Origin of the sequence: Rhabdothermincola salaria (assembly GCF_021246445.1) — a bacterium.
GTDB lineage: Bacteria > Actinomycetota > Acidimicrobiia > Acidimicrobiales > Acidimicrobilacustridaceae > Rhabdothermincola_A > Rhabdothermincola_A salaria.
In genome coordinates, this window is the sequence record NZ_JAJQXW010000001.1 from 1,342,211 (window position 1) to 1,354,778 (window position 12,568).

Sequence of the window (12,568 nt, forward strand, 5' to 3'; positions counted from 1 at the left end):
CGATCCGGCGAACGTCGGGTCAGGCCCCGCCCAGCTCCTTCACCTGGTAGCCGCTGCGCTGGCGCAGGAGCAGCTCGGCCGCCAGGTCGAGCACCCGGCGGGCCGCCTCGTCGGGCGCCACGCCGTCGGCGTGGATGTTGGACACGAGGTTGCGGTCCGCATCGGTGTGGCCGGGGCGGGGCCGGAAGGCGAGGTAGGCCGACAGGCTCTCGGCGATGGCCAGACCGGGCCGCTCGCCGACGAGCAGCACGACGACCTCGGGATCCAGGGCCGCACCGATGTCGTTGAGCAGGCCCACCCGGCAGTGGCGGACGAAGAACGGCCGCCCCACGCTCCAGCCCCGGGCCGCGGCGCCGTCGAGGAGCCCCGGGAGCAGGACCGGCACCTGGGCGTGCACCGCTCGGGCGGAGAGGCCGTCACCGACCACGACCTGCACGTCGACGCCGGTGGGGCACTCGGCCCGGAGGTGCTCGGCCTCGCCGTCGGCCAGGCGGCGGCCGAGATCGGGGCGGGCGAGGTGCTCCGCCGGCGACGAGGCACCCGAGCGCACCTCGAACAGGCCGACGCGCTCGACCAGCGGCGCCATCACCTCGTCGTCGAGGGCGATCCGCTCGTGGAGCGCGTCGCGAGCGGCGGCGTGGTCGGCGCGGAGGCGGAGGTGGGTCGAGGTGCGGTAGGAGGTGCCGGCCCGGCCGAGCAGCACCCGGGCGGGCGTGACGCCGGGGACCTCGACCCCGTCGAGCACCTCGAAGGCCCCGGGGACGTCGGATCCCTCCGCCGGCTCGAGCTCGCCGCTCACGCGCCGATCTCCCGCACGGCGGCCGCCAGCAGGGCCATCGACCCCGGCCCGTCGGCCGTGGCCTCGGTGAGGCGACCCGCCCGCATCACGCCCACCGACTCCAACCACGCCTCGAACTCGGGCGCGGGCCGGAGGTCGAGCAGCTCGCGCACTCCGGCCGCGTCGTGGTAGCTGGTCGACTGGTAGTTGAGCATCACGTCGTCGGAGCCCGGCACGCCCATCACGTAGTTGCAGCCCGCGGTGGCCAGCAGGACCAGCAGCTGGTCGGTGGTGTCCTGGTCGGCCTCGACGTGGTTCGTGTAGCAGACGTCGCAGCCCATGGGCAGGCCCAGGAGCTTGCCGACGAAGTGGTCCTCGAGCCCGGCTCGGATGATCTGGCGACCGTCGGCGAGGTACTCCGGGCCGATGAAGCCCACCACCGAGTTCACGAGGAACGGGTCGAAGGCGCGGGCCACGCCGTAGGCGCGGGCCTCGCAGGTGAGCTGGTCGACACCGTGGTCGGCGCCCGCCGACAGCGAGCTCCCCTGCCCGGTCTCGAAGTACATGACCTGCTCGCCGAGGAAGCCACCACGTTCGCGGTGGTGGGCCACGACGGCGTCGCGCCCCTCGGCCAGCACCGACAGCGACACGCCGTAGCTGTCGTTGGTGGCCGTGGTGCCGCCGATGCTCTGGAACAGCAGGTCGACCGGGGCCCCTCGGTCGAGGGCGGCGAGCTGGGTGGTGACGTGGGCCAGCACGCACGTCTGGGTGGGGGCGCCCGTCCGCTCGAGCAGGGCGGCGAGGGCCCGCTCGAGACCGGCCACGACCTCCACCGAGTCGCCGGCCGGGTTCACCCCGATGACGGCGTCGCCGCAGCCGAACAGCAGGCCGTCGGCGGCGGAGAGGAGCACGCCACCCAGGTCGTCGCTGGGGTGGTTGGGCTGCACCCGCACGCCGAACACGCCCGGCCCACCCATGGTGTTGCGGCAGCGGGTGACGACCCGGAGCGGCGCCGCCCCCTGGATGAGGTCGCGGGTCCCCATGAGCTTGGCCACCGCGGCGCCCACCTCGGGCGTGATGCCTCGGTGCAGACCGGCCGCCCACTCGTCGGCGAAGCCCGGCCCCAGGATGCGCTCGCGCAGCTCGCCGACGGTGAGCCCGGCGATCGTGGCCTGCTGGTCGCGATCGAGGCGGTCGAGGACCAGCGCGGTGACGTCGTCCTCGACGAGCGGGGTGCCCACGATCTCGGCCACCGCCACGTCGGCCAGCGCCCACTGGGCGGCGACCCGTTCGCGCTCCGAGCGGGCTCCCACCCCGGCCAGGGCGTCGCCGGCCTTCGGGGCACCGGCCCGCCCGAGGAGCTCTCGCAGGTCACTGAAGGTGAACGTCTCGCCCCGAAGCGTGGAGCGGTAGGTCATGCCGCGGCGGCGGCCAGATCGGCGGGGACCAGTTGCTCGGTGAGCAGGGTGGCGAAGCGCGACGGGTCGCCGGCCACGTAGCGCCGGCACAGCGGCAGGCCCTCGACGTAGCAGGAGATGTAGGCCCGCCAGGTGGGTGAGGTCAGGAACTCGACGGCCTTCTCGGCCCGGTTGCGCGGGAGCAGGGCCCAGCGTTCGGCGTAGGCGACGGCATCGTCGACCGACGCCCCCTCCTCGTGGAGCCGCCAGGCCACGTTGGCTCGCACCGCGTTGAGCGCCTCGCCGGCCTGGGCCACGGCGGCCACGACCTCGGGGTCATAGGCGATCCCGAGGGGGCGCAGGTGGGCGGCCACCTCCTGTTCGGGGTGCTCCCCCATGACCACCTCGAGCGCCAGGTCGGCGAGCCCTTCGGCCAGCAGGCACTGTGGGGTGCCCACCAGGAAGATGGTCTCCTCCTGCCATCCACGCTGACGCACCAACCCCGCTTCCTTGCGGGAGTGCTCGGTGTGGTGGCCCGGGTAGGCCTCGTGGGCCACCAGGTGGGCCAGGCTCGGCGAGAGCACCGGCAGGTCGGTGTTGATGGCCACCCGGCTGCGTAGCCCACCCAGGTAGTAGTTGAACCCGGACCACGGTTGGTCGCGGGCCAGCTCCCACTCGACGTGCTCGCCTTCGGGGAGGCCGAACCGGGCGTCGGTGCGCTCGCGCAGATCGTCGGCCAGGGAGTGCAGGGCGGCCGGCAACGTGTCGACGGGCACGGCCTGGGACTCGCGCCAGGCGATGTAGCGGTCTCGCAGCGGGCCCGACCCGGGCAGCGCGTCGTCGAGGCGGGCGTGGGCGGCGCCGAAGACCTCGGTGTCGACCGGTGCCGGTCGGACGCCGTAGCACCACTCGACCTCGTCGGCATACCCGATGGGCTCCCCGGCCAGCTTGCGCGCACTGGTGTGCAGGCCCACGATCTGGGCTCGCAGCCATCGGCGACGCCCGGCATCGAGGTCGGGCTCACCGACCCCGGCGTCGAGGTCGACCAACAGGTCGGCCGCCTCGCGCACCAACCCCGCCGGCGGGGTGACCGCCTCGCGGGCCACTCGCTCGGCCAGGGCGGGCGGTCCGTAGTAGGCGTCGACGAACCCGTCGACGTGACGGCCCAGCGCCAGCCCCAGGACGAGGTAGCGCTCGACGAGCGACGAGTCCGACACGGGGTGGCTCTACGCCAGGTTCTCGCGCAGGAACACGGTGGTCTGCTCCCACGTCTGCGCCGACATCTCGGGGTCGTGAACCTCGGGTCGGGTGTCGTTGAAGAAGGCGTGGTCGACGCCGGGATGGATGATGAGCTCGGCGGCCTTGCCGTGCTCGCGGAGGCGTTCCTCGAGCTGGCGGACCTGGTCGGGGCCGAACATGGCGTCCTGCTCGGCGAAGTGGCCGAGGATGGCGCAGTCGATGCGTGACCAGTCGGGCTGCAGGTTGGGCCAGGGGATGACGCCGTAGTAGGGGACGGCCGCCCCGATGGCGTCGGGGCGGGCGCAGGCGAGCGCGAGGGCCAGGCCTCCCCCCATGCAGAAGCCGACGACCCCGACCTGGTCGGAGGTGACGGCGTCGAGGCTGCGGAGGTGGTCGACGGCGCCGCTCATGTCCTTGACCGCCTGGTCGAGGTTGAGCGCCATCATGAGCTTGCCGGCCTCGTCGGGCTCGGTGGTGCTCTCGCCGTGGTAGAGGTCCGGCGCCAGGGCGACGAAGCCGGCCGCGGCGAAGCGGTCGCACACGTCGCGGATGTGCGGGACCAGGCCCCACCACTCCTGGATCACCACCACACCGGGGCCGGAGCCACCGACCGGCACCGCCAGGTAGCCGTCCGTCTCGTGGCCGTTGGTCGGGAAGGAGACGAGTTCACCCATGCCGCGACCCTATCGACCCCCTGCCCCCACTGCCCCGACCGCCCCAGCTGCCCCGACCGCCCCCCCCCCCCGCGGCTTCTTGTATGAGATCAGCGCACTCCACCGCGACGATTCCATGCAAGAACGGGTGGGGAGGTCGACTCGACGGCTACGAGCGGCGGATCGGAGGCGTCGTGCTCGACGGTTGCGAGCACCGAGGGCTCAGAGGATGTCGCCCTTGAAGAGCTCGGGGGCGACGGGGCAGTCGGTGCGACGGAGGGCCTCGGCGACCTCGAGGGGCCCGGTGGGCCCGACGATCCGGTCGACGAGATCGAGGGGGACCACTTCGTCGTCGTCGTCCCACGGTTCGGCCGAGACGATGCGAGCGCGCAACGGCTCCCACATGCGCTCGGGGAGCAGGCGCCCCACCCCGGCCACCAGCCACACCGGGACGCCGGCCGCCCGGGCCACGGCCGCCGCCGCCCGCGATCCGCTGGGGGCCAGCAGCTCCCGGGGGGACACGACCGCCGCCTCGAGCAGGACGAGGTCGGCCTCGGCCACCGCCGCACCCAGCCCGGCGACGGGGACGTCGACCACGTCGACCTCGGCGTGGGCGAGGCGCCGGACCAACCCCGAGCCCTCGGACGCCACGTCGACCACCAGCACCTCGACGTCGCCTCGGCGGGGCAGGGCCGCGCCCGCGGTCTCGGGCCAGCCCAGCACGACGACCGAGGCGTCGTCGGGCAGCGCGTTGGCCAATGCGGCCGCCGTGCGATCGTCCTCGAGGTCGCGCAACGCGGCGCGGATCTCGGCCACCGGGTCGCCCGCGGTGAGGACCCGGGCGCACAACCACACCAGGGCGCCGGAGCGCGGCTGGCGCGACACCATGCGCCGGCAGGCCGTGACCAGCCCCTGGGGGTCGTGGGCGAAGGCGCCCAGGGCCCGAGCCGTCTCGGCGACGACGAGGTCCTGGGGCGCACCGGTGGCGCGGGCCACGTGCCGGAGCCGCTCGACGGGATGCATCACCGCTGACGCTAACCGGCGGCGAGACCGTCCTACAGGCCGGGCTTCCAGATCATCAGGTAGAGGGTGACCACGAGGATCAGGTGCGTCACCCCGGTGCCGGCCATCACGATCTTGCGGGCGTTGGCGTCACCGTTGCCGAAGGCCTTGATGGCCGGTCGGGTGACGAAGAGCATCACGGCGAGCACCACGAGCCAGAGCAGGGCAGAGGTCATGAGCCAGGGCTGGGCCACCCGATAGACCCTGTCGCTCATCCCGGCCAGCCCGAAGCCCAGCAGGCCGGCCACCCCGAGGAAGGGCAGCGAGAGCCGAACGATGGCCATCTCGAGCGCCTCGGCGGCGGCACGGTCGCCGTTGGCGGTGAGGCGCACCAGCACCGGGGTGAGCCACGCCGGCGCGAACCCCACGAACATCCCGAGCACGTGCAGCAACAACACGATGTTGTAGCCGGTGTCTCCGACGGCGGCGAACAGCACGGATCTCTCCCAGGGTCTCGACGGTGAGGACGCGCCGAAGGTAGCGCCCGCGCCGGCCCCGACCCTCATCCACGACCTCGGCTCGGGGCCACCCCCGGCCCCATTTCACGGCGTCGTGGTGGGGCGCGCTACCTTTCGGGGCCGTGATCACCGACGTCCCCGCCGACCTCGAGCTCGCGTCCCTCACCGGCTCGAGCCGCCCGATCAGCGAGTGGACCACCACCTTCCATCTGGCGGTCGTGGCCCTCGATCCCTTCACCCTCGAGAGCTCGTGGATCCTGCCTCCGGCGATCCGCATCCTCTCGCGCTACAAGGAAGCCGACGTGCGGTGCGCCTTCCTGGTGGCCGGCACGCCCGACGAAGCCCGCCGGTTCCTCGGGCCGTTGGCCTCGGAGTACCTGGTCTTCACCGATCCCGACCGCACTGCGGTGAAGGGCCTCGGCTGTGCCACCCTCCCCGCCTTCGTGCACGTGAACCAGCACCACCAGGTCGAGACGGCGGCCGAGGGCTGGAACCCCGAGGAGTGGCGGACCGTGGCCGAGAACCTCTCGGACCGCATGGACTGGACCGTCCCCCTCGTGCCGGACGTGGGCGACCCGAGCCCCTTCCACGGCACGCCCGTCTGAGCCGCCTCCCTGCGAGGTCGGCCCAGCCGGTGGGGTCGAGGCCCCGGGTTCAGCGCTGCACGCCGCCCTTGGTCATGGACAGCACGTCGAGGGCACGGTCGAGCTCCTCCTCGGTCATGAGGCCGGTCTCGAGGGCCAGCTCACGGATCGAGCGGCCGGTGCTCACCGACACCTTCACCAGCTCGGCGGCTGCCTCGTAGCCGATGAAGGGGTTCAACGAGGTGCCGAGCGACGGCGAGGACTCGGCGTAGTCCCGGCAGCGCTCCTCGTCGGCCTCGATGCCGTCGATGCAGCGTTCGGCGAAGAGTCGGCTCACGTTGGCCAGCAGGCGGATCGACTCCAGCACGTTGCGGGCCATCATCGGCATGTACACGTTCAGCTCGAAGTTGCCCTGAGAACCGCCGAAGGCCACGGCGGCGTCGTTTCCGATCACCTGGGCGGCGACCTGGGTGACCGCCTCGGGCAGCACCGGGTTGACCTTGCCCGGCATGATCGACGAGCCGGGTTGGAGGTCGGGCAGGCGGATCTCGGCCAGACCCGTGCGGGGCCCCGACGCCATCCAGCGCACGTCGTTGGCGATCTTGGTGAGGGCCACCGCCGCCACCCGCAGCTGGCCGGAGGCCTCGACCAGCGCGTCACGGGCGCCCTGCGAGGCGAAGTGGTCGGAGGCCTCCGAGAGCGGCAGGCCGGTGCGCTCCCGCAACGTCTCGATGACCTTGGGGGCGAAGCGACGCGGCGCGTTGATCCCCGTTCCGACGGCGGTGCCGCCGAGGGGGAGCTCCCCCAGGCGGGGCAGCACGTCGTGGAGGCGGGCCACGCACTGCTCCACCTGGGTGGCGTACCCCCCGAACTCCTGGCCCAGGGTGACCGGGGTGGCGTCCATGAGGTGGGTGCGGCCGGACTTCACCACGGTTCGGAAGCGACGGGCCCGCCGACGCAGCGAGGCCTCGAGCTGGGTGAGGGCGGGGATCAGCTCGAAGGCGATGGCCTCCGACGCGGCCAGGTGCACGGCGCTGGGGAACACGTCGTTGGAGCTCTGCGAGGCGTTCACGTGGTCGTTGGGGTGAACCTCGGCGGCGCCGCCCAGGTGCTGTGAGGCGAGGGTGGCGATGACCTCGTTGGCGTTCATGTTCGACGACGTGCCCGACCCTGTCTGGAAGACGTCGACCGGGAACTCGTCGTCCCAGCGACCCTCGGCCACCTCATCGGCGGCCGCGGCGATGGCCTCGCCCATGCGGCGGTCGACCGCCGGCACGTCGCGCAGCGAGGCGTTCACCGGTCCGGCTGCGCCCTTGACCAGGGCCAGGGCCCGGATCAGCGCCCGATCGATGGGCTGGCCCGAGATGGGGAAGTTCTCGACGGCCCGCTGGGTCTGGGCCCGGTAGAGCGCACCGGCGGGCACCAGGACCTCGCCCATCGAGTCGTGCTCGACCCGGTGGGTCGGGCGGTCGGGCAGGTCGTCGCCCGGCGAATCGCCGGTTTCGGGCAGGCGGGTCTCGTCGCTCATGCGGCGAACCTACCCAGGCCCTCCCGTGAGCGACGTCGCGGTGGTCGGCGTGGTCGGCGCTCCGTCGACGGGGTCGTCGGTCCGACCGGCGTCGCCGGCGCGCTCTGCGGTGTCGGTCGTGGCCGTCGGGTCGAGCCAGATCTGGGCGAGGGCGACGGTCACACCGTCCTGTCCGAGGCCGCGCCCGCCTCCGGGGAGCTCCCAGCTGGTGACGTCGCGCACGCCGGGCACGAAGGCCACGCCCTGGCGCAGCTGCACCAGGAAGAGCCAGGGCACGTCGTTGAACAGCTGCTCCTGGACGATGCGGTAGGCCTCCACCTGGGCGGCCACGTCGGCGGTGGCCCGCGCTTCATCGAACGACTCGGTGACGACCGGGTTGACGTAGCGCGTGAGGTTGGGGTTCACGAGGGGCTGCTCACCCGGGAGGCCCCGGAACTCAGGCTCGTAGAGGTCCGGGTGGGCGGCCACGAACCCGATGGTGATGGCGGCCTGGTACTGGCCCCGGGCGAGGCGGTCGGCGAGCTCGGCGTCGGTGACGGGGACGAGCGTCACCGAGATGTCGACCTCGGCGAGCTGCCGGCGCCACAGGCGGGCCGTGTCGCCCAGCAAGGGGTCGGGCGGGACCAGCAACTCGACCGCCAACGGCTCCCCCGCCTCCTCGGCGTAGGTGGCGGCCTCCCCCCGGGATCGAGGGCCGTCGGGAACGGGCAGGGGCAGGTCGGAGAACCACGGAGAGGGGTCGCTGATCAGGCTGCGGGCCAAGGTGCCCTCGCCGTCGAGCACGTCGTCGACCATCTCGTCTCGATCGGTGGCCAGACCGACGGCCCGACGGGCACTGATGCGGTCGAAGGGGGCCTGGGCGGTGTTGAGGGCGATGGCCACCTTGGGCGACTCGGCGTTGCGATCCTCGACCACGGTCACGGTGTCGCGGCGCGCGGCCCGGTCGAGGCGAACGAGCTGATCGGGACGGTCCGCCGCCACCAGATCGGCCTCGCCGGCGATGACCGCCGCCACGCGCTCCATCGGATCGACCAGCACCGGGAAGGCCACCGCATCGAGCCGCGGCAACCCGGCCTGCCAGTAGAAGTCGTTGGCCACCAAGACGATGCCGCCCTGGGCCGCGTCGGTGGCGACGGTCGCCTCGTCGGCCCGAGGCATCCGGAACGGACCCGTGCCGACCGGGAGGGCTCCCCCACCGACCAGCGTGGCCGGCGAGGCCACGTAGCCGACCTGGGTGGCCAGCGTCTCGGCGAAGGTGGACCACGGCCCCGACATCGCGACCTCGACCGTCAACGACGACGGCGTGCTCACCGACACCACGGGGGCGAGGAGGTCGGCTCCGACCACCGACGCCCGCTGGGCCTCCAGGTTGGCGGCCACGGCCGAGGCGTCGAGCGGGGTGCCGTCGTGGAAGAGGACGCCCCGCCGCAGACGGATGGTCCACGTGGTGAAGTCGTCGTTGGGTTCGAGGGCCTCGACCAGCTGCCCCACTGCGGAGCCGTTGGCGTCGTAGACGACGAGGCGGTCGTAGAGCCCGCGCGCCACCTGGGCCGCGGAGCTGTCCCACACCTGGGCCGCAGGGCTCCAGTCGAGCGGCAGAGGTCCGCTGGCCACCCGGAGCACCCCGCCCTCGACGGGCACGACCGGCTCGTCGGTCGGGACGGGGGGAGGTGGAACGACGGGCGGATCGGCCGTCCCGCCGTCGGTGCAGGCACCGACGAACACCACCACGGCCAGCACCCAGGCCAGCCACCGGACCGTCGCCCGCCCAGAGCGCCTCGGGGTCACCGAGCCGTCCAACCACCATCGACGGGAAGGGTGTGGCCGGTCACGTAGGCACTGGCGTCGGACGCCAGGAACAGCAGGGCGCCGTCGAGCTCATGAGGCTCACCACCGCGGCCGATCGGTGTGTTGCGTTCGACGAAGCGAACCGAACCCGGATCGGTGAACATCACCTCGGCCATCTCGGTGCGGAACCAGCCCGGCGCCAGCGCGTTCACCCGCACCCCACGTCGGACCCACTCGGATCCGAGCTGACGGGTCAGCCCCACGACCGCGTGCTTGGAGGCCACGTAGCTGGCCTCGTTGATCGGGGTGGAGGCCACCAGGCCGAGGATGGAGCTCACGTTGACGATCGACCCCCGACCGGCCTCCAGCATCGGACGCGCGGCCAGCTGCGAGAGCCGGTAGACGGAGTCGACGTTGACGTCCATCACCCAGCGATAGTGCTCGACGGTCTCCTCCTCGGCCCGCATGGGGTCGGAGACGCCGGCGTTGTTCACCAAGACGTCGATGCGACCGTGGGCATCCATGGCGGTCGCCACCAGCCGTTCGAGGTCGGCTTCGACGCTGACGTCGGTGGGCACCGCTATCGATCCGGGCAGGTCGGCGGCGAGCGCCTCGAGGCGGTCGGCCCGCCGGGCGGCGAGCACCACCCGGGCGCCAGCCGCGTGCAGCACGCGGGCGAAGCGATCGCCGAGGCCGCTCGAGGCCCCGGTGACGATGGCGACACGGTCGTCGAGGCGGAACAGGTCGGAGAGATCGAGATCGGACACGGTCGACGACCGTACTCGCCCGTCCCCCTGCCCCGGACCTCACCGCCATGGCAGGATCGCCCGATGACCACCGCCTCGACCACCACCCGCCGCGGCACCAAGGTGCGCATCGGGGTGGGGCTGGGCACGGCCACGACCGCAGTCAGCGGCCCCGGCTTCGGCCCCCTCGTCGACCGCCTCGAGGCGCTGCGCTTCGACAGCCTATGGCTCTCGGAACGGATCAGCGGCCCCGCCCCCGATCCTCTCGTGGCCCTCGCCGTGGCCGCCGGACGGACCGAGCGCTTGAAGCTGGGCACGTCCGTGCTCGTCGTCCCCGGCCGCAACCCGGTGCTGTTGGCCAAGGAGATGGCCTCGCTCGACGTGCTGTCCCAGGGACGGTTCCTCCCCGCCGTGGGGCTGGGGGCGGTCGACCCCGTCGAACAGCAGGCCTTCGGGGTCCGGCGCGAGGAGCGCGGCCGACGCCTCGACGAGGCCCTCGAGCTGATGCGGCGCCTCTGGTCCGGTGAGCCCGTCGACCACCAGGGCGACTTCTACGAGGTGCAGGGGGTCCGTGTCCTGCCCCGGCCTCACCAGGACACGCTCGACGTGTGGCTCGGAGGCATCGCCCCGAGCGAGTTGCGCCGCGTCGGACGCATCGGCGACGGCTGGCTGCCGTCGTTCTGCACACCCGAGGACGTGATCGAGGGGATCGCCGTGATCGAGGAGGCCGCGACCGCCGCCGGGCGGACGTCCGACCCCGAGCACTACGGGGTGCTTCTGGCGTATTGCGACGGACCGGTGCCGCCGCGCATCGCCGAGCTGGTCGCCCGCCGACGTCCCGGTCTCGATCCCCGCCGGGTGGTGCCGGACTTCTCCCAGCTGTCGGGCCTCGTCAACGACTTCATCGCGGCCGGGGCCACCAAGTTCGTGGCCATGCCGCTCGGCGACGCCGACGACTGGGATGCCGAGCTGGGGCGCCTCGCCGATGCCCTGCTCCCGCTCGAGACCTGACCCGACGCTCGCGGCGGGGCCGACGCGACGCTCAGGCCGGATCCATGACGAAGGCCATCAGTTCGACCCGGGTGCCGTCGGGGTCGGCCAGGAAGAGCAGCTCGGTGCGACCCCCGGGGAAGGGGATGACCGTGCGGGTGGACTCCAGGACGGTGCAGCCCAGCTCGACGAGGCGAGCCTCGACCGGGGCGATCTCGTCGACCGTGACGGAGAGATGGGTGATCCCGAGCTGGTTGCGCTGGGTCGAGGGCGTGCCCTCGACCGGAGGGCTGACCCATCCCAGCAGCTCGATCTTGAAGCCGTCGCGGGCGATCATCTGCGAGACCAGCTCGACGCCGTGCGGCACCTCCAGTGTGTCGGCGACCTCGTCGCCGATGTCGTAACGCTCCGCCGGCTCGAAGCCGAGACCGTCGCAGTAGATGCGCATGGACCGGTCGAGGTCGGACACGCACAGGCCGATGTGGGAAACCGAGATCTGAGCCATCGGGGCACCCTACGACGCCCACACGAAGCCAGTCAGTGCTGGGGTCACGCTCGCGGTCACCGACAGCAGCCCAGCACCATCACCAGGCTGCGAGAGCGATCCTCACGGTCAGTACTCGGCGTCGAGGTCGTCGACCTCGGTGGCCTCGTAGGCCCGACGGCGTCGCTGCAGGCTCAGCCAGGCCCCCACCACGACGAGGGCCAACAGGGCGAAGATCAACGTGAGCAGCACCCGCCCAGCATCGCAGACCCGCGGGGCGACCTCTCGTTCAGCTCACCATCTCGATCTCGGCCACCACCACCGGCGACGACTCGACGGTGCAGTCGGCGACGACCTGGTCGCCGCCACTGGAGAAGGTGAACCGGTAGTCGACGTCGACGAAGGCGATGGTGACCGTGCCCGGTCCGGTGGTGTCGATGATGTGGTCGAACGTCTCGAACGGCACGGTCGTCCCGACCGGATAGTCGGCGGGGCCCTGGTCGAACTGGACCGTTCCGGGCGATGCGACGGGCCCGGTGATCTCGTAGGTGCTGGTGATCACGAGGTCGTAGACCGTGATGCTCGCCGGCGAGAGACCGGGCATCTCGAGCTGCACGCTCACGGGGACGTCGACGCCGGCCAGGGCGGTCTCCGGGGCGGTGACGGTGACGATGCCGATCTGCTCGCTCACCACCGGGGACTGAGGATCGAACACGCAGGTGAAGTCCACCTGCGTGGAGTTGGTGACGGGTGGACCGCATGCCGAGGCCAGCAGCGCCGCGGCCCCGACCACGACCAGCGATGGGAAGCGGGATCGGCGTGCCCGCGAACGTCCTCGACTCATCGTCAACACGCTCCTCC

14 protein-coding genes are annotated in these 12,568 nt (G+C 72.5%); 2 read left to right on the plus strand and 12 right to left on the minus strand.

Annotated elements, in window-relative coordinates:
* Positions 1 to 19 precede the first annotated feature (19 nt).
* The 6 genes from eutC to LUW87_RS06305 form a co-directional block, all read right to left on the minus strand.
* On the minus strand, positions 20 to 799 hold the full coding sequence (gene eutC / locus LUW87_RS06280) for an ethanolamine ammonia-lyase subunit EutC (protein WP_232670248.1): 780 nt from the start codon (positions 797 to 799) through the stop codon (positions 20 to 22).
* Positions 796 to 2,196: an ethanolamine ammonia-lyase subunit EutB gene (gene eutB / locus LUW87_RS06285; protein WP_232670249.1), complete on the minus strand. Its 1,401-nt coding sequence runs from the start codon at positions 2,194 to 2,196 to the stop codon at positions 796 to 798. Before eutB ends, eutC begins: the two co-directional genes overlap by 4 nt.
* Positions 2,193 to 3,392, minus strand: a complete 1,200-nt coding sequence (locus tag LUW87_RS06290) for a hypothetical protein (protein WP_232670250.1) — start codon at positions 3,390 to 3,392, stop codon at positions 2,193 to 2,195. The genes eutB and LUW87_RS06290 overlap by 4 nt, the downstream gene beginning before the upstream one ends.
* A 9-nt stretch (positions 3,393 to 3,401) precedes the next feature.
* Entirely contained in the window at positions 3,402 to 4,088 is a 687-nt protein-coding gene (locus LUW87_RS06295; protein WP_232670251.1) for a dienelactone hydrolase family protein, read from the minus strand.
* Positions 4,089 to 4,289: 201 nt separating this feature from the next.
* Positions 4,290 to 5,090, minus strand: a complete 801-nt coding sequence (locus tag LUW87_RS06300) for a hypothetical protein (RefSeq protein WP_232670252.1) — start codon at positions 5,088 to 5,090, stop codon at positions 4,290 to 4,292.
* A 32-nt stretch (positions 5,091 to 5,122) separates the two neighbouring features.
* On the minus strand, positions 5,123 to 5,566 hold the full coding sequence (locus tag LUW87_RS06305) for a hypothetical protein (protein WP_232670253.1): 444 nt from the start codon (positions 5,564 to 5,566) through the stop codon (positions 5,123 to 5,125).
* 143 nt (positions 5,567 to 5,709) lie between these two features.
* Here LUW87_RS06305 and LUW87_RS06310 point away from each other — a divergent pair, with 143 nt between their 5' ends.
* Positions 5,710 to 6,192 carry a hypothetical protein gene (locus LUW87_RS06310; protein ID WP_232670254.1) on the plus strand — a complete coding sequence of 161 codons (483 nt, stop codon included), beginning with the start codon at positions 5,710 to 5,712 and terminating at the stop codon, positions 6,190 to 6,192.
* A 49-nt stretch (positions 6,193 to 6,241) separates the two neighbouring features.
* Here LUW87_RS06310 and LUW87_RS06315 read toward each other — a convergent pair whose 3' ends face one another.
* From LUW87_RS06315 to LUW87_RS06325, 3 genes are read right to left on the minus strand one after another with little or no spacing between them, the layout of a single operon-like run.
* Entirely contained in the window at positions 6,242 to 7,699 is a 1,458-nt protein-coding gene (locus LUW87_RS06315; protein ID WP_232670255.1) for a class II fumarate hydratase, read from the minus strand.
* Between the two features lie 9 nt (positions 7,700 to 7,708).
* Positions 7,709 to 9,487 (minus strand): ABC transporter substrate-binding protein, encoded by a 1,779-nt coding sequence (locus tag LUW87_RS06320; RefSeq protein ID WP_232670256.1) that lies wholly within the window; start codon positions 9,485 to 9,487, stop codon positions 7,709 to 7,711.
* Complete coding sequence (locus tag LUW87_RS06325; protein WP_232670257.1) at positions 9,484 to 10,254, minus strand: SDR family NAD(P)-dependent oxidoreductase; 771 nt, start codon at positions 10,252 to 10,254, stop codon at positions 9,484 to 9,486. Before LUW87_RS06325 ends, LUW87_RS06320 begins: the two co-directional genes overlap by 4 nt.
* Before the next feature lie 63 nt (positions 10,255 to 10,317).
* Between LUW87_RS06325 and LUW87_RS06330 the strand changes: the two genes are divergently transcribed.
* On the plus strand, positions 10,318 to 11,244 hold the full coding sequence (locus LUW87_RS06330; protein ID WP_232670258.1) for a TIGR03619 family F420-dependent LLM class oxidoreductase: 927 nt from the start codon (positions 10,318 to 10,320) through the stop codon (positions 11,242 to 11,244).
* Between the two features lie 31 nt (positions 11,245 to 11,275).
* Here LUW87_RS06330 and LUW87_RS06335 read toward each other — a convergent pair whose 3' ends face one another.
* The 3 genes from LUW87_RS06335 to LUW87_RS06340 form a co-directional block, all read right to left on the minus strand.
* A complete protein-coding gene (locus tag LUW87_RS06335; protein ID WP_232670259.1) occupies positions 11,276 to 11,728 on the minus strand; it encodes a VOC family protein in 453 nt (150 codons plus the stop codon).
* A gap of 108 nt (positions 11,729 to 11,836) precedes the next feature.
* Positions 11,837 to 11,959 (minus strand): hypothetical protein, encoded by a 123-nt coding sequence (locus LUW87_RS18695; RefSeq protein ID WP_283250869.1) that lies wholly within the window; start codon positions 11,957 to 11,959, stop codon positions 11,837 to 11,839.
* Between the two features lie 37 nt (positions 11,960 to 11,996).
* Complete coding sequence (locus LUW87_RS06340; protein ID WP_232670260.1) at positions 11,997 to 12,551, minus strand: hypothetical protein; 555 nt, start codon at positions 12,549 to 12,551, stop codon at positions 11,997 to 11,999.
* Positions 12,552 to 12,568 lie beyond the last annotated feature (17 nt).